This is a genomic window from Flavobacterium polysaccharolyticum (assembly GCF_038739875.1).
GTDB classification, from domain to species: domain Bacteria; phylum Bacteroidota; class Bacteroidia; order Flavobacteriales; family Flavobacteriaceae; genus Flavobacterium; species Flavobacterium polysaccharolyticum.
On the sequence record NZ_JBCGDP010000016.1, the window covers coordinates 43,323 to 59,900 of the forward strand.

Annotated in this window: 14 protein-coding genes and 1 tRNA gene; 4 read left to right on the plus strand and 11 right to left on the minus strand. The window is 35.0% G+C overall.

What is annotated here, in order from left to right; all coding sequences use genetic code 11:
* Nucleotides 1-36 precede the first annotated feature (36 nt).
* The 11 genes from WFZ86_RS15125 to WFZ86_RS15175 form a co-directional block, all read right to left on the minus strand.
* Nucleotides 37-654, minus strand: a complete 618-nt coding sequence (locus tag WFZ86_RS15125; RefSeq protein WP_342692706.1) for a TetR/AcrR family transcriptional regulator — start codon at nt 652-654, stop codon at nt 37-39.
* 61 nt (nt 655-715) lie between these two features.
* Nucleotides 716-1,972, minus strand: coding sequence for a site-specific integrase (locus WFZ86_RS15130; RefSeq protein WP_342692707.1), 1,257 nt, complete (start codon nt 1,970-1,972; stop codon nt 716-718).
* Between the two features lie 278 nt (nt 1,973-2,250).
* Nucleotides 2,251-2,335, minus strand: a tRNA-Ser gene (locus tag WFZ86_RS15135).
* A 160-nt stretch (nt 2,336-2,495) separates the two neighbouring features.
* Entirely contained in the window at nt 2,496-2,885 is a 390-nt protein-coding gene (locus WFZ86_RS15140; RefSeq protein ID WP_342692708.1) for an acyl-CoA thioesterase, read from the minus strand.
* 1 nt (nt 2,886) lies between these two features.
* Nucleotides 2,887-4,020: a 3,4-dihydroxy-2-butanone-4-phosphate synthase gene (gene ribB, locus WFZ86_RS15145; RefSeq protein ID WP_342692709.1), complete on the minus strand. Its 1,134-nt coding sequence runs from the start codon at nt 4,018-4,020 to the stop codon at nt 2,887-2,889.
* Between the two features lie 8 nt (nt 4,021-4,028).
* Nucleotides 4,029-5,477, minus strand: coding sequence for an LptF/LptG family permease (locus WFZ86_RS15150; RefSeq protein WP_342692710.1), 1,449 nt, complete (start codon nt 5,475-5,477; stop codon nt 4,029-4,031).
* Nucleotides 5,478-5,483: 6 nt separating this feature from the next.
* Entirely contained in the window at nt 5,484-6,122 is a 639-nt protein-coding gene (gene lolA1 / locus WFZ86_RS15155) for an outer membrane lipoprotein periplasmic chaperone LolA1 (protein ID WP_342692758.1), read from the minus strand.
* Between the two features lie 63 nt (nt 6,123-6,185).
* Nucleotides 6,186-8,636 carry a DNA translocase FtsK gene (locus WFZ86_RS15160; RefSeq protein ID WP_342692711.1) on the minus strand — a complete coding sequence of 817 codons (2,451 nt, stop codon included), beginning with the start codon at nt 8,634-8,636 and terminating at the stop codon, nt 6,186-6,188.
* A gap of 18 nt (nt 8,637-8,654) precedes the next feature.
* Nucleotides 8,655-9,029: a diacylglycerol kinase family protein gene (locus WFZ86_RS15165; protein WP_342692712.1), complete on the minus strand. Its 375-nt coding sequence runs from the start codon at nt 9,027-9,029 to the stop codon at nt 8,655-8,657.
* Nucleotides 9,030-9,036: 7 nt separating this feature from the next.
* Nucleotides 9,037-9,534, minus strand: a complete 498-nt coding sequence (gene tpx / locus WFZ86_RS15170; protein ID WP_342692713.1) for a thiol peroxidase — start codon at nt 9,532-9,534, stop codon at nt 9,037-9,039.
* A gap of 227 nt (nt 9,535-9,761) precedes the next feature.
* Nucleotides 9,762-10,973 (minus strand): ATP-binding protein, encoded by a 1,212-nt coding sequence (locus WFZ86_RS15175; protein WP_342692714.1) that lies wholly within the window; start codon nt 10,971-10,973, stop codon nt 9,762-9,764.
* Nucleotides 10,974-11,119: 146 nt separating this feature from the next.
* Here WFZ86_RS15175 and WFZ86_RS15180 point away from each other — a divergent pair, with 146 nt between their 5' ends.
* Genes WFZ86_RS15180 through WFZ86_RS15195 form a run of 4 tightly spaced genes read left to right on the plus strand, consistent with a single transcriptional unit; the run spans nt 11,120 to nt 16,560 of the window.
* A complete protein-coding gene (locus tag WFZ86_RS15180; RefSeq protein ID WP_342692715.1) occupies nt 11,120-12,982 on the plus strand; it encodes a DNA topoisomerase IV subunit B in 1,863 nt (620 codons plus the stop codon).
* Nucleotides 12,983-13,009: 27 nt separating this feature from the next.
* The gene (locus WFZ86_RS15185; RefSeq protein ID WP_342692716.1) at nt 13,010-13,615 is read left to right on the plus strand and encodes a hypothetical protein; all 606 of its coding nucleotides are present in this window, start codon (nt 13,010-13,012) and stop codon (nt 13,613-13,615) included.
* An 18-nt stretch (nt 13,616-13,633) separates the two neighbouring features.
* Nucleotides 13,634-13,816 carry a hypothetical protein gene (locus tag WFZ86_RS15190; protein WP_342692717.1) on the plus strand — a complete coding sequence of 61 codons (183 nt, stop codon included), beginning with the start codon at nt 13,634-13,636 and terminating at the stop codon, nt 13,814-13,816.
* 38 nt (nt 13,817-13,854) lie between these two features.
* Complete coding sequence (locus tag WFZ86_RS15195) at nt 13,855-16,560, plus strand: DNA gyrase/topoisomerase IV subunit A (RefSeq protein WP_342692718.1); 2,706 nt, start codon at nt 13,855-13,857, stop codon at nt 16,558-16,560.
* Nucleotides 16,561-16,578 lie beyond the last annotated feature (18 nt).

Genomic DNA, 16,578 nt, shown 5'->3' on the forward strand with positions numbered 1-16,578 from the left:
ATTTGAACATTGTTCATTTTTTTGAACAAAAAAAAATTATAATTTATCTATTATTTTCAAGTAGGCATTGTATCCGTCAAATAGGATAGTATCAGGGTTCGTGAATTTCACACCTTTTGTTCTTTGTCTAATTTCAAGACAACACATACCGTGAACTAAACTCCAAATCATAAACGAAAGCGATTCTACATTATGTCCTTCAAAATGTCCTTTATTGATGCATTCTTCAACTGTTTTTTTAACCAGGTCAAAAGTTGCAACGCCTTCATCCCAAAAGTCGTTATCGGATTCTTCAAGATACTCCATTGGTGCTTTAACATTAAACATTAAATCATACATTTCCTGGTTTTCTATTCCGAACTTGATATATACAATCCCCATTTTTCTTAATCTCTCCATTGGATCTTCAATGATAAATAATTCTTGAAAATTACTTCCAAGTTCCTGAAAACCAATAGAGTGTAAATCATGTAGAATAGCATTTTTATCTTTAAAGTAAACATATACGGTTCCAACACTATAATCTATTTCATCAGCTATGTTTCTAATAGTTGTTTGCTCAATTCCTTTTTCTAAAAAAAGTTTTTTTGCTCCTTTTAAAATCAATGCTTTTAATGCTTCTTTTTCTCGCGCTTTTCTATCTGCTACACTCATAAATATTATTTTCTTTACAAAGATATGTATTTTTTTTGAACAACGTTCATTTTTTTTGTAATTATTTTACTTTTTTATCTAAATGTGAAGAATTTAAAGGATTTAAATAGAATAATTTATCTCTTAAAGCCTGCATATCCTCACTTACTTTTCTATCCAACACTTTGGCGTAGTGTTGCGTAGTTCTTAAATTTTTATGTCCAAGCATTTTACTTACACTTTCAATTGGGACACCATTAGTAAGTGTAACGGTTGTTGCAAAAGTATGTCTGGCAATATGAAAGGTCAATTCTTTATCTATTTTACAAATTCCCGAAATTTCTTTTAAGTACGCATTCATCTTTTGATTTGAAAGAATCGGAAGTAGTTTGTCTTCTCCAACACATTGAGGATGATTTTCGTACTTATTTATTATCATTTGAGTAACTGGTAGTATTGGAATTTTTGAAGCAGATTCGGTTTTTTGTCTATGGGTAAAAATCCATTTCTCTCCATCAATTCCGTAACTTATATGCGACTTTGTTAAGTTTTTGACATCTATGTATGCTAAACCTGTAAAGCAGCTAAAAAGGAAGATATCACGAACAAGAGAAAGCCTATCATTCTTTAAATCTTTTTCAATGATATTTTGGACTTCTTTTTCTGTTAGGTAAACTCGTTCAACTTCTTTAACTTTTGCTTTATAGTTCGCAAATGGGTTTTTCTCCAACCAGTCATTAGCCAAGCAAATCTTGATTATTTTACTAAAGTTCTTGATATATTTTACAGCAGTATTATTCGAACAATTTCTAACACTTCTTAAATAGAATTCGTAATCAGTAATGAAAGCATGATTTATTTTGGAAATCTCAATATCTGACACATTAAATTTCCACTCTAAAAATTCAACGGTATGCTTCAAAGAAGTCGTATAGCGCTCCAATGTTCCGGGAGCGTATTCTTTGCCAACCAGTTCTTTTATTTTACTGTTATGGTCTTGGAAGATGGGAACGAGCATTCGTTGTTTTTCATCAGCACCAAAAAGTCCTTGTCTAAAATTCTCAATATTCAATTCTTGATTCTTGTGAATTAGTTCCATTTGAACATCTAGAACTTTAGATTTAAGTAAATCAAGATAGCCATTTATTGAACGGGCTTCCTCTGTAGTTCCTTTAACTTTTGACGCTTCAGATAACCATCGGCTAGGTTCTATGAATTTTTTAGTACTGAATTCTGTTCTGATTCCGTTTACAGTAAGACGGACATAAATTGGACATTGCCCTTTGGCATTAGCTTTTGTGGATTTTGCATAGAAATGCAGGTTTACTTTCGCTTTCATTTTACTGACTGATTAATTATTTATCAATTTAAATTCCTAATCCGAGTCAAACAAGATGTTTACTGAATGAACTAGCTATAGTTTTTCAATTGTAAACCCAGTGTTTGCAAGGGTTAAAAGGATTTAGCGAGACCCTAGGTTTTAGGTTTTTTCTAGGGTCTCGATTTTGCCCCTTTAGCGATAAGATTCGATGAATAATTTGGTATATGTGCAAAAGCAAAAAACCCCGTAAATCATAAGATTTACAGGGTTTTGACACCATTTAGGATTTTTTTCAGCGGAGAAAGAGGGATTCGAACCCCCGGACCTGTTACAGTCAACAGTTTTCAAGACTGCCGCATTCGACCGCTCTGCCATTTCTCCAGTAAGTCGCTATCATTTCGTGATTGCGAGTGCAAATATAACACGCTTTTTCGGTTCTCAAAACTTTTTTTAACCTTTTTTGAAGTTTATTTTAAATTAATTTTCAAACGCTTCATAATCAGGATTTAGCTTTTGGCTATTTTTGAGCTACAGCATGCAATTATTCTAAAATTGGGGTTGGTTTTTTGTCTTTATCAACCGCAACAAACGAAAAAGTTCCTGAAACTACTGTTTCGCGAAGCTCGGAATACATTTGTTCCATAAAAATATCCACATGAATTTTACAGCTGGTTCTGCCAACGCTGATTACTTTTGCAACCAATTCAATCAAAGTTCCAGCCGGAATGGGTTTTTTAAAATCAATCTGCCCGGTTGAAATCGTGACTACTTTCTTTCGGCTGAATCTTGTGGCACATATAAAAGCCACTTCGTCCATCAGATGAAGCGCCGTACCTCCAAATAAAGTGTCGTAATGATTGGTGGTACTCGGAAAAACAGCCTTAAAAATATGTGTTTCTGATTTTATGATTCTTTCTTCTAAAGTCCCCATGTTAATAGTTTACGTATTCTGTAATTTCTAGGCCATACCCAATCATACCTACACGTTTTTCGTGAGCAGAATTGGTCACTAAACGTATTTTTGAAATATCTAGATCGTGAAGGATTTGTGCACCAATGCCAAAATCTTTGCTGTCAATTTTTATTTTAGGCGCTTTGAGTTCGCCGTTGGCTTGTAATTCTCTCAATTCAGCAATTCGGCTCAATAAATTTATTGCTTGCATATCTTGATTGATAAAGATTACGGCGCCTTTTCCTTCCTTGTTAATGGTGGTAAACATATCGTCCAGCTGTTTGTCGGCGTTGTTGGTTAGTGTACCTAGTAAATCATTATTGACTTGAGAAGAGTTGATTCTAGTTAAAATGGACTCTCCTAAATTCCATGTACCTTTGGTTAAGGCGATATGTACTTGTTTGTTGGTGGTTTGTTGGTAAGCACGAAATCTAAAGGTGCCAAAACGAGTGTGGATATCGAAATCTTCTTTCTTAACAATAAGGCTATCGTGTTGCATTCTGTAAGCTACCAATGCTTCTATTGAAACCAATTTCAAATCGAATTTTTTAGCCACTTTGACCAATTGTGGCAAACGCGCCATAGTTCCGTCTTCGTTCATGATTTCTACAATCACACCAGCGGATTTAAAGCCTGCTAAACGCGCAAAATCGATGGCAGCTTCTGTATGTCCGGTTCTTCTCAAAACACCGCCTTGTTTCGCGATAAGCGGGAAGATATGTCCTGGTCGTGCTAAATCGTGTGGTTTGGTGTTGGCATCTACCAAAGAAAGTATGGTTTTGGCTCTATCTGAAGCAGAAATACCAGTAGTAACGCCATTGCCCCTCAAATCTACCGAAACAGTAAAAGCGGTTTCCATAGGATCGGTATTGTTGCTCACCATCACATGTAATCCTAGTTCTTTACAACGACTTTCGGTAAGAGGAGCACAGATTAGTCCTCGTCCGTGGGTAGCCATGAAATTGATCATTTCGGGTGTTACTTTTTCGGCTGCGGCCAAAAAATCACCTTCGTTTTCTCTGTCTTCATCGTCTACTACAATAATTATTTTACCTTGACGAATGTCTTCAATTGCTTCCTCAATTGTATTGAGTTGTATTTTATCTGCTACCATGTGTAGAATTAGTTTTTAGAAGGGAATAATTTTTTAACCAATTTTTGAAAAGGTTCTGTTATACGATCCATATTGATGATACCAATATCATTGATGGCTCTGTGGGTTAACAAAATTGCCAAAGGCGTCAATATGAACGAGGACATCCATGCTCCCATGAAAGGAGTTAGTCCGTCTTCTTGTGAGATTCTTTTTCCGAAGGTGTTTATGAAATGAAAGGTGATAAATATCAAAACCGCAAATACTATAGGAAGTCCAATACCGCCTTTTCGGATAATAGCGCCTAATGGTGCACCAATGAAGAACATCAAGAAGCAAGCAAAAGCAATTACAAATTTCTCATAAATAACAAATTCGTGACTGTTGATGTTTTTCTGTTTTAATTTTAAATCCGAAAGGGTGCCATCAATACTTACCACGGTACTTTGTGTATTGGCCAAAGCATTTTTGTACACGGTTGCTTTTTCTTCGTCAGTAAAAACTCCCAATGGATCTTTGGTATTGATCTTTTTTGTTTTTTTTACCGTATCATTAGTTGGAGTAGTGGTAGAGGCTAATGGAATAGTGACTTTCTGATTGATGTTTTCAGAAAAAGACTTGGCTTCCGTGGCTTTGCTTTTTGATAAAGAATCGATGGTATATCTTAGTTCCGATACATCAAGCATTCCTTTGGTATTGGAGTCTTTGGTATCCTCTACAGCTGTTGTGTTTAATTTAGATAAGTCAATATTGATAATGTCTCTTTTAAAAGAGCTTTTTACAAAAGGCATTTTTTCTCTGTCTTCGTACTTCTTTGGCGTGACATCTTCATAATAGTACCCATCTTTCAAAACCAGTTGCAATAAATTTGAAGCTTCGTTGCTGATCAATTCGCCTGTTTTGGCTTTGATTACGGTTTTGTTGCCATCGCCCATCAATGATTTCTTGTGAATGGTAACGCCACTCAAAAAATTCCCTTTATCCCCTGACTTTTTATTCACTTTAATGTTGTACACACCAACGGTATTAAATTGTCCTTCGGCTATAGCCAAAGCTGGTTTTACTTGGGCAATGTTTCTTCTGAAACTCATAAATTTATACTCAGCATACGGAATTACGTTATTGGCAAACATAAAAGCTACAATGCTCAAGAAAAAGATAAAAATAACCAAGGTACGAAAGCAACGCTGCAACGAAATTCCTGAGGATTTCATGGCTGCCAATTCATAATTTTCGGAAAAACTTCCAAAAGTCATAATAGAAGCTAACAGGACGGATAGCGGTAAAACCAAAGGAATAATCCTTGGCATAGAAAATAATAAAAATTTGACGATCATTATGAAATCCAAATCTTTTCCAGCTAATTCAGTGATAAAAAGCCAAACAGTTTGGAGAATAAAGATGAAAAAAAGGATAACAAAAACCGTAGTAAATGTAATCAAAAAGGATTTTAATAAATATTTGTCAAGTATCTTCACCTATGTTTAATCTAATTTATTGATGTAGTAATTGGGGTATTTACTCGGCACAAAGGTAAATTGATTTTTTGATAATGGCTGATTAGTTTTAAAAGAATTAACGGTAAGTGTGGTTTTCGTTCCTTTTTTTCCAAATTCTATTAAGTTGTAAATGTGTTTGGTTTGAATATCAATACCTAATAAGATTTCTTTTCTTTGATCTTTTGCATTCGTTGGAACTAGTTTTACGTATTGTATTTTTCGCCCTCTAACATCTTGAATGATGTCCATAGTGTATTTATAGCCTGAGTTGAAAAAAGTCAACATTTTAGAAGGTGTAATGGCGTTATCGTCATTCTCATTCAATTTAGAAATCGTAATTTCTTCATCTTCAGGAACGATAGTGTAGGTTTTTTTGCCATCAAAAAGTTTGGTAACCCCCATGAAATTGAGTACATACATGTTTCCTTTTAGGGTAACATTTCCTTTGCTGTCTTGATTGATGTTTTCTTTGGCATTTTGCAAACTGTATTTAAAATCAATCGCAATGTTGTCGTAGCTTTTAACTTTGCTAGTGACTTGTTCTAATAAAGCTTTTGCTTTTTTGTCTTGAGCGGATGATGAAAAAACAACAAAAAACAAAGCAATTGCTGTAAATAAGGACATAATAGATTGGAACTTGTTATTTGAAGGAACAAGTGAGGAGTTTTGAATACTAGGTAACATGATTTAATTGTTTAGTTCGTTATTGAAAAATTGATCAAGAGAACTCATATCTTGGATATTAACACTACGTGCTTTACTTCCTTCAAACGAGCCTACAATTCCGGCGGCTTCTAATTGATCAATTAGTCGTCCCGCTCTGTTGTATCCCAATTTGAGTTTGCGTTGTAATAAAGAAGCGGAGCCTTGTTGTGCATTGACAATAATTTCGGCGGCTTCTCTAAATAAGGGGTCTCTTTCGGAAACATCCATATCAAGATTAATGCCACTTTCTTCTCCAACGAACTCTGGAAGTAAATAAGCAGTGGCATAGGCTTTTTGAGCACCTATGAATTCGGTTATTTTTTCTACTTCTGGGGTGTCGATAAAGGCGCATTGTACACGAACAACATCATTACCGTTGGTGTATAATAAATCTCCTCTACCAATCAATTGATCAGCTCCTTGTGTGTCTAAAATAGTTCTAGAGTCAATTTTTGAGGTTACTCTAAAGGCGATACGAGCTGGAAAGTTGGCTTTGATCAAACCTGTAATTACATTCACCGAAGGTCTTTGGGTAGCGATAATCAAATGTATTCCAATGGCACGAGCCAATTGAGCCAAACGGGCAATTGGAACCTCTACTTCTTTACCAGCCGTCATAATTAAGTCGGCAAACTCGTCGACTACCAATACAATATAAGGTAAAAAACGGTGTCCTAATTCTGGATTTAACTTTCGGGCTTTAAATTTATCATTATATTCTTTGATGTTGCGCACCATAGCGTCTTTTAACAACGAATAACGATTGTCCATCTCTACACAAAGCGAATTTAAAGTTGCTACAACTTTCGCGTTATCGGTAATAATGGCGTCTTCGGTATCGGGTAATTTAGCTAAATAATGTCTTTCTATTTTATTAAAAAGAGTAAGCTCTACTTTTTTAGGATCGACCAGAACGAATTTTACTTCGGCTGGATGTTTTTTGTACAAAAGAGAAGTCAACACGGCATTTAATCCTACCGATTTTCCTTGTCCAGTAGCCCCCGCCATCAATAAGTGAGGCATTTTTGCCAAATCGACTACAAAAGTTTCATTAGAAATGGTTTTTCCTAAAGCAATTGGTAATTCCATTTCGGCTTCTTGAAATTTAGCCGAACCAATGACGCTTTTCATAGAGACCATAGTAGGATTTTTATTTGGAACCTCAATACCAATGGTTCCTTTGCCAGGAATTGGTGCAATGATACGAATTCCAAGTGCGGATAATGACAAAGCAATATCGTCCTCTAAACTCTTGATTTTTGAAATTCTGATTCCCGCTTCTGGAACAATTTCATATAAGGTAACCGATGGACCAACTGTTGCTTTAATTTGTGCAATTTCTATTTTGTAATTGCGAAGGGTATCAACGATTTTGTTTTTGTTTTCTTCTAATTCTTCTTGATTTATGGTAATTCCGCCAGTAGAATATTCTTTTAATAAATCTATTGTTGGGTATTTGTAATGCGATAAATCCAACGTTGGGTCGAATAAACCGAAATCAGAAACCAAACGTGAAGCAAGATTTTCTTCGATAATATCTTCTTCGGCTGCTTTTTCAATTACAAAAGCGTCGTCGTTGGTAGTGATTACTTCATTTGGAATTGGAGTAACTACGGGTTGTGGTTTCAACTGGGGTTCCAAATTAATTTCTGAAGCACTACTAATTGTAGGTTTCAAGGCTTCTTTATTGATTTCAAACTGTGAACCTGAGCTTTTAAGATGAATGATGTCTTCTAAATCTTCTTCCTCTTCAATGGCAAATTCTTCTAAATTATATGTGTTTGAAGTCTCTTTGGGAAAAGGATTATTGGCTATTTCATCTTTAATTTCATCTTTGGTCGAGTGAAATATGTTTTGAATTTTTTCTGGTGATATTTTTATTTTGAAAATTAAGTAAATCAAAATACCGAAAATCAACACTAATAACGTGCCTGTTTTTCCTATATAATCTTGAAAAAACAAATTAAGTTCGTAGCCTACGGTTCCTCCTAATTCTGGCACAGAAGTCGCAAAGAATCCAAATAAAACGGATAGAATTACAATTAAAAACAAGTCCCAAAACCAAATGTTTTTGAGTTTTTTTATTTTTAAATCTAAAAATAAAAACAAACCTGTCAAAAAGAATAAACGCACAAATAGGAAAGATGCAATTCCGAAACCTTTATAAATAAGAGCGTCCGCAAGGAAAGCTCCAATTTTTCCTAACCAATTTTGTACAACTTCGTTCCTATCGGCTAAACTATTTACAGCACTTTGATCCTCTTGGCCATATAGAAAAAAGGAAACAAAAGCGATTAGTAAACCAATAGAAAATAATACCAGTAAGCTGCCTATTATGAGTTTGTTTTGCTTGGATACTTCCCAAAATTTAGATTTTGGAGTAGTAACATCAGAAGGAGTCTCAGATGAGTTTTTTTTATTTGTTTTTGCCATTCTTTTTTTGAAGTAAGCCTATATGAATTTTGGAACGTAAATGATTAAACCTATAATTATAGCAGTAATTGCTGCAAAGAAAACAGACCCTGCAGCAATGTCTTTGATAAAACCAATTCTTTGACTGTAATTCGGATGAATAAAGTCGGCTATTTTTTCTACTGCGGTATTTAGTCCTTCAATGCTCATGACTAAGCCAATCGCAAAAGTTTGAAACAACCATTCTGTAGCAGAAATGTTCATTATAAAGCCTAAAATGCTAATGAGTATTCCAATAGAAAACTGAACCATTATGCTATGTTCCGTACTTATTAATTTTATCGCTCCTTTAAAAGCATACGTAACACTTTTTAATCTTCCGGTTATAAAAGAATTGTCTTTTTGAAATTCCATAAATGTATTATAGTGCGGCTAAAGCTGCTTCGTAATTAGGTTCGTTAGCGATTTCAGCTACTTGTTCAGTATGTGTAACCACACCGTTTTCGTCTAACACAATAATTACTCTAGAGTGCAATCCAGCCAAAGGACCGTCAGTGATTTCTAAACCATTGGTTTTGCCAAAATTACCTTCTTGGAAATCGGATAAATTAACTACATTTTCTAAACCTTCGGCACCACAAAAACGCTTTTGTGCAAATGGTAAATCTCTAGAGATACATAAAACAGTAGTGTTTTCTAATGAACTAGCGCTTTCGTTGAATTTTCTAACTGAAGTAGCACATGTTCCAGTATCTATACTTGGAAAAATATTTAAAACCAATTTTTTACCAGCAAAATCAGCCAATGTAGCTACTGATAAATCATTTTTGATTAGTTTGAAATCTACTAATTTACTCCCTACTTGAGGAAGTTCGCCTGAAGTGTGAATTGGGTTTCCACCTAATGTTACTGTTGCCATATCGTTATTTTTTTTGAGTTTCAAAAGTATGAATTTTTTTTAAGAATTGGGTTTACTACAGCAAGATTTTAGCTTCCTCAAAACAGCTTGTTGTTTAATAAGAAAACTTGTTTTTCGAGCTTTTTTTGATGGTTGAATCGGAAAATATAATATCTAAAAAAAAATGTTTTTGCATAGGTTTTAGATTTCGATTAAAAATGTACTGATCGTTAGGTTTTTATTCGATATTAAGAAAGCAAAACTGTGTTGGTGTCTTTTGGAATTAACAGAATAAACGTACTGCCTTCGTTGAGTTTTGAATGAATTGTAATGGTTGCTCCTATTTTACTGCAAAGATTTTTGATCGTGGTCCAGCCTAATTGTGTCCCGTAGTTGCCAAAACGATCTTTTTTTGCAATACTAGCCGCATTGTCTATGAGTGTGGCGGCTTCAATTTCGCTCAAGCCAATTCCGTTATCGCTAATTTTTAGTTCGTAGGAAGTTGCAGTTTCCTTGAAACCAAATGTAATTGCTGGAGTAGTGCTGTAATTGTACTTTAAACCGTTCGAAACGAGATTCATTACTATTTGTGTCAAAGCTAATGGATCCGAATAAATTTCTACTTTTTCGAAAGTTGATATTATTTTGAACTCTTTTTTAGGATTTAAAATAGAGTTGGTGGTGGTGATTATATCTTGAATGGCGAAGATTTTTTTGGCAATGGTTTGGTTTTCGGAACGATAATAATAAAGGAGTTTAGTAACATATTCTTTGAGTTGACTAGAACTCTCAATCATTAACTGCAAATATTCAGAGCTAGAAAAAGAAGTCTCATTTTCTTCTCTGAAAAGTGTAATCAATGAAATAATATTGTTAAGCGGTGATTGAATGTCATGCGACACACGATTGGAGAATTGTTTTAAAGTCTCATATTGTTCACTTAATAGTTTGTAATTGTTAAGCAGTGTTGCGTTTTTAAGCCTTAATTTAAAAAGTTCTTCTACTTGTTTTCCTAAAATTTGTAATCCTTTTTTTTGATCGTTTGTTAGTTTTTTGCTTTCATAATCTATAACGCACAAGGTAGCTAATGGAATCCCTTTTTCATTTCGAATTGCTACACTAGCATAAAATCCGTTTTCTTTCAAGCCGTTTAATTTGCCTATGCCGCTAAATTCTTCGTCTAACATTAGGTTTGGAATTTCTAAAAAATCTAGATTTTTGGAGAGGGCCAAGGCGCAAAAGGAATATTCTATAGGGTTTTCGTTGTGCGTAAAGCCTATTTTCGATTTGAACCATTGACGAGTAGTGTCGATTAAGGTGATTGTAGAAATAGGAGTATTGCATATTTGGGAAGCCAAAAAAGTAAGGTTGTCGTACTGTTCCTCGTTTGGAGTGTCAAATAATAAATATTCGTTGATGAGTTTAATTTGGTCTAAACTCGGTTTTATGGTATTTGGCATTTATTGGAAAAATTTGGCGATAAATTTACTCAAAACAGATGTAAAACATTGTTGTAGCCCTAGATTTTATTAAAAAAAATTAAAGAGTATCACCTTTCATTTTTTGGAGATATATGCTATATTGCGTGAAAATCCAAAATCTGTTTATGGTTGAGCAAAATATTTATAATGAAGACAATATACGTTCTCTCGATTGGAAAGAACACATCCGGATGCGTCCCGGAATGTATATCGGAAAGCTTGGTGACGGTTCTTCGCCGGATGACGGTATTTATATTCTTTTAAAAGAAGTATTAGACAACTGTATTGATGAGTTCGTAATGGGCGCTGGAAAATCTATCGAAGTGACCATTAAAGATAAAACTGTAGCGGTTCGTGATTATGGTCGAGGCATTCCTTTAGGCAAGGTAATCGACGTGGTTTCAAAAATGAATACTGGTGGGAAGTACGACTCTTTGGCGTTTAAAAAATCAGTTGGATTGAATGGAGTAGGAACCAAGGCGGTTAATGCTTTGTCCAATTATTTTAGAGTTGAATCGGTTCGTGACGAGAAGCAAAAAGCAGCTGAATTTTCAGCCGGAAATTTGGTTTTGGAAGAAGATATTATCGAAACCACCAAGCGTAAAGGAACCAAAGTTACGTTTACACCAGATGAAGCCATTTTTAAAAACTATAAATTTAGAAATGAGTATATAGTAAAAATGCTTAAAAACTATTGTTACCTAAATACGGGCTTAACAATTATCTATAATGGTGAAAAATATTTTTCTGAAAATGGATTGAAAGATTTATTAGATGAAAATATTGCCGAGGAAGATATGGTGTATCCAATTATCCATCTTAAAGGTGATGATATTGAGATCGCGATGACCCATAGTAAATCGCAATATAGCGAGGAATACCATTCTTTTGTAAACGGTCAAAATACGACGCAAGGGGGAACCCATTTAGTCGCTTTTAGAGAAGCGGTAGTCAAAACCATACGTGAATTTTACAACAAAACCTTCGATCCTTCTGATATTCGTAAATCGATTGTGAGTGCGGTTAGTATTAAGGTCATGGAACCTGTTTTTGAATCCCAAACCAAAACCAAATTAGGTTCTACGGATATGGGGTCTGAGCCAGGAATGGCATCGGTTAGAACATTTGTGAATGACTTTGTGAAAAATAAATTAGACAATTTTTTACATAAAAATCCAGAAACAGCCGATTTGTTGCTGCGAAAAATTCTACAAGCCGAGCGCGAACGAAAAGAACTATCAGGCATTCGAAAATTAGCCAAAGACCGTGCTAAAAAAGCCAGTTTGCACAACAAGAAATTGAGAGATTGTCGGGTGCATTTGCCAGACATCAAAAACCCAAGATATTTAGAAAGTACGTTGTTTATTACCGAGGGAGATTCGGCTTCTGGGTCGATTACCAAATCGCGTGATGTGAATACACAAGCGGTTTTTAGTTTGCGTGGAAAGCCTTTGAATTCTTACGGAATGAGTAAGAAGATTGTGTATGAAAATGAAGAATTCAATTTGTTACAAGCGGCCTTGAATATCGAAGAAGATATGTGTGACTTGCGCTACAACAATATTGTAATCGCCACCGATGCCGATGTCGATGGAATGCACATTCGCTTGTTGTTGATTACCTTTTTCTTGCAATTTTTTCCTGAATTAATCAAAGAAGGGCATTTGTATATTTTGCAAACGCCGCTTTTTAGAGTTCGAAATAAGAAAGAAACCATTTATTGCTATTCTGATGAAGAGCGCAGAGACGCCATTGAAAAATTAAAACCCAAACCAGAAATCACTCGATTTAAAGGACTTGGAGAAATTTCGCCAGATGAGTTCAAAAATTTCATTGGAGAAACCATCCGATTGGATCCTATTATGATGGATAAAAATACGTCAATCGAGCAATTATTGTCGTTTTATATGGGCAAAAACACCCCAGACCGACAAGAGTTTATCATCAAAAACTTGAAGGTAGATTTGGATGTGATTGAGAAAGAGTAGTATTGTTTTAAAGTGAGAATTTAGTTTATGTGGAAAATAATATTTTTAATTGCTATTTTACTATTGGTTTCTTGTAAAAATGAGAATGCACAACAATCGAAAGAATCCGAAGGGATTCCGATTGAAAAATCAATTAGTAAAATAATTAGCAAGAGAGATTTTCCAATAAAGAATTTTTCTAAAATTGAATTGGTTTCTTATTATAATAGAGTTCTTTGGGATACTATAAAATATAAGGGTGAGTGGCCCTCATATAAACTATTAGTTGATAATTATAAACTTACTTTTGATAGTTCAATGATACAAGAGAGAGTGGTTTTAAATAAAATTCAAGAGAAAGAACTTTTAAATCTATTGATAAGTGACACCTGTGTTCCGAAAGATATGGAAGCGGGTTGTTATTCTCCAAGACATATGATATTGTTTAGAGATGGAAAAAATAGAATTGTTGGTTACAATGAGTTTTGTATAAGTTGTATTGGCTCGAGAAGTTCAAATAATTTGGAAGGATTCCAAAAATATTGTTATGCTGATATGGCGGAACTATTTCGAAAATTTGGAATAGAACTTTTTGTTGAGGATGGGGATGGAGAAAAAGAATATAATTTTTTAAAAAGTAAAGGTATATTTTAATTGAATTAAGAATAAAAAATGAACAAGAAAACCATAGTACTCATTATTTTAGCTTTTGCCCTAGGTTTTGGTGGGACATTTTTTATTATCAGAAGTAATGATCATAAAGAATGTGGAATGCAAACCAAAAAAACGAAAGACAAAAGCGGAAATTGGGTGACCACAAAAGAACATATTTGCAAAGAAAAGTATTCTTTTTAGCACTGAAATAACGATTAAGTAGATTTATAAAGATATAAATGAAAGACGAAGAAGAAGATAACATCCTTCCTAACGAAGACGAAAACAACGACGCCAGCTTTGATGCTAATGATCAAGAAGGATTCGATGATATATCGACTTCAAGTGGGATGCACCATTTTTACGAAAATAATGCAGACGAGCACGATACCATTACCAAAGTTACAGGAATGTACAAAGATTGGTTTTTGGATTACGCTTCGTATGTAATCTTAGAACGTGCCGTACCCGCAATCGAAGACGGATTCAAGCCGGTGCAGCGCCGTATTATGCATTCGTTAAAAGAATTAGACGACGGTCGCTATAACAAAGTAGCAAATGTGGTAGGACACACTATGCAATACCATCCTCACGGGGATCAGAGTATTGCTGATGCTATGGTGCAAATTGGTCAAAAAGATTTATTGATTGACTGCCAAGGAAACTGGGGTAACATTCTAACAGGCGATGGCGCAGCTGCTTCTCGTTATATTGAGGCGCGTTTGTCTAAATTTGCCTTAGAGGTATTGTATTCTCCTAAAATTACAGATTGGGGTGTATCGTATGACGGTCGTCGTGCTGAACCAAATAATCTTCCCGTAAAATTTCCTTTGCTTTTGGCACAAGGAGCAGAGGGAATCGCGGTGGGTCTTTCCACCAAAGTGTTGCCTCATAACTTCAATGAGTTAATCGATGCTTCTATAAAAATTCTGAAAGGGAAACCCTTTACTTTATATCCAGATTTTCAAACCGCTGGGATTGCGGATGTATCGAATTACAACGATGGTATGCGTGGCGGACGTGTGCGTGTGCGTGCCAAGATCAGTCAGTTGGACAAAAACACCTTGGTGATTACCCAAATTCCGTTTTCGACCAATACATCTAGTTTGATTGATAGTATTTTGAAAGCCAATGAAAAAGGGAAAATCAAAATCAAGAAAATCGAAGACAATACTGCTGCCGAGGTTGAGATTTTAATCCATCTTTTCCCAGGTGTTTCTCCAGATAAAACCATCGATGCCTTGTTCGCTTTTACTGCTTGCGAAACGTCAGTGGCACCGTTAGGTTGTGTGATTGAAGACAACAAACCGCTTTTTATTGGGGTTTCGGATATGTTGAAAATTTCGACAGACCGTACCGTAGATTTGTTGCGTCAAGAACTCGAAATTCAATTAGAGGAATTAAAAAATAAATGGCATTTTGCTACACTTGAAAAGATTTTCATTCGTGAAGAAATGTACATTGACTTCAAATTGTATTCGGACAGAGAAGCGTTGTACAAATACATGTATGATCGTTTTGAGCCTTTCAAAGCGTCCTTTGTGAGAGAAATTAACGATGATGATTTGCAAAAACTAACGCAAATCCCAATGATTCGAATCACGCGTTTTGACTCAGATAAAGCCGATGATTTCATTGCGAAATTAGAGGACGAAATGAAGGAAGTACAACATCATTTGGATCACATCATTGATTTTGCGATAGCTTATTTTACCAAGCTTAAAGAAAAATATGGTAAAGGAAGAGAACGCCAAACCGAACTCCGCATTTTTGATGACATCGAAGCGACCAAAGTGGTTTTGCGTAATACCAAACTATACGTCAATCGCGAAGAAGGATTTGTGGGAACTAGCTTGAAAAAAGATGAATATGTGGTGGATTGTTCTGATATCGATGATGTAATTGTTTTTCTACGTAATGGAACGATGATGATTACCAAAGTCGATGCTAAGACATTTGTTGGTAAAGACATTATTCACGTTGCCATTTTTGACAAAGGCGATAAACGCACGATTTACAATTTGATTTATCGTGATGGAAAATCAGGGCCTTCTTACATTAAACGATTCAATGTTTCAGGTGTTACTAGAGATAAAGCCTACGATTTAACCAATGGAGCTGCGGGTTCTCAAATTCTTTATTTTTCTTGCAATCCAAATGGTGAAGCGGAGGTAATCAATATCATCCTGCGTCAAGTTGGTAGTATCAAAAAACTCAAATTTGATATTGATTTCGCCAAATTAGCCATCAAAGGAAGAGCTTCCAAAGGGAATTTGGTAACCAAATATCCAATCAAGAAAATTGAATTAAAAGAGAAAGGAATTTCTACTTTATTACCAAGAAAAGTTTGGTTTGACGATACCGTGCAGCGATTGAATGTGGATGGAAGAGGAGAGCTGTTGGGTGAATTTAGACCAAGCGACAAGATATTAGTCATTTCTCAGACTGGAAAACTAAAAGTTATTATTCCAGAGCTGTCTACTCATTTTGATGAGGATATGATTGTTTTAGAAAAATGGAATCCTAAAAAACCGATTTCTGCTATCTATTTTGATGGTGAAAAAGAACGTTATTTTATCAAGCGTTTCTTAGTGGAGGTGGAGAATAAAGAAGAATCGTTTATTACCGATCATCCAAATTCAAAATTAGAAATTGTAGCTACCGATTATCGCCCAGTAGCTGAATTGATTTTTGCTAAAGTGAAAGGTGTTCAAAAAGAGAATCAAGTGGTAGACATCGAGAGTTTTATTGCAGTAAAAGGATTTAAAGCTTTAGGAAACCAATTGACAACCGATAAGTTAAAACAAGTGAATTTGCTTGATCCTTTGCCTTATGATGAGCCAGAAGAAGAGCTGCCCGAACCGACTGAAAGTATAGAAGATACCATTGATGATTCTTCCATTCAATTAGAAGATGATGGGCAAGTGACTTTATCCTTAGAATAATTCATAAAAAAGCTTCCA

What these genes read in the sequence shown, in the direction of transcription:
- WFZ86_RS15190 (WP_342692717.1), top strand. Translation starts at nt 13,634, where the DNA reads ATGAACAAGAAAACCATAGTACTCATTATTTTAGCTTTTGCCCTAGGT.
- WFZ86_RS15165 (WP_342692712.1), bottom strand. Translation starts at nt 9,029, where the DNA reads ATGGAATTTCAAAAAGACAATTCTTTTATAACCGGAAGATTAAAAAGT.
- WFZ86_RS15130 (WP_342692707.1), bottom strand. Translation starts at nt 1,972, where the DNA reads ATGAAAGCGAAAGTAAACCTGCATTTCTATGCAAAATCCACAAAAGCT.
- WFZ86_RS15140 (WP_342692708.1), bottom strand. Translation starts at nt 2,885, where the DNA reads ATGGGGACTTTAGAAGAAAGAATCATAAAATCAGAAACACATATTTTT.
- WFZ86_RS15125 (WP_342692706.1), bottom strand. Translation starts at nt 654, where the DNA reads ATGAGTGTAGCAGATAGAAAAGCGCGAGAAAAAGAAGCATTAAAAGCA.
- WFZ86_RS15180 (WP_342692715.1), top strand. Translation starts at nt 11,120, where the DNA reads ATGGTTGAGCAAAATATTTATAATGAAGACAATATACGTTCTCTCGAT.
- tpx (WP_342692713.1), bottom strand. Translation starts at nt 9,534, where the DNA reads ATGGCAACAGTAACATTAGGTGGAAACCCAATTCACACTTCAGGCGAA.
- lolA1 (WP_342692758.1), bottom strand. Translation starts at nt 6,122, where the DNA reads ATGTCCTTATTTACAGCAATTGCTTTGTTTTTTGTTGTTTTTTCATCA.
- WFZ86_RS15175 (WP_342692714.1), bottom strand. Translation starts at nt 10,973, where the DNA reads ATGCCAAATACCATAAAACCGAGTTTAGACCAAATTAAACTCATCAAC.
- WFZ86_RS15185 (WP_342692716.1), top strand. Translation starts at nt 13,010, where the DNA reads ATGTGGAAAATAATATTTTTAATTGCTATTTTACTATTGGTTTCTTGT.
- WFZ86_RS15160 (WP_342692711.1), bottom strand. Translation starts at nt 8,636, where the DNA reads ATGGCAAAAACAAATAAAAAAAACTCATCTGAGACTCCTTCTGATGTT.
- ribB (WP_342692709.1), bottom strand. Translation starts at nt 4,020, where the DNA reads ATGGTAGCAGATAAAATACAACTCAATACAATTGAGGAAGCAATTGAA.
- WFZ86_RS15195 (WP_342692718.1), top strand. Translation starts at nt 13,855, where the DNA reads ATGAAAGACGAAGAAGAAGATAACATCCTTCCTAACGAAGACGAAAAC.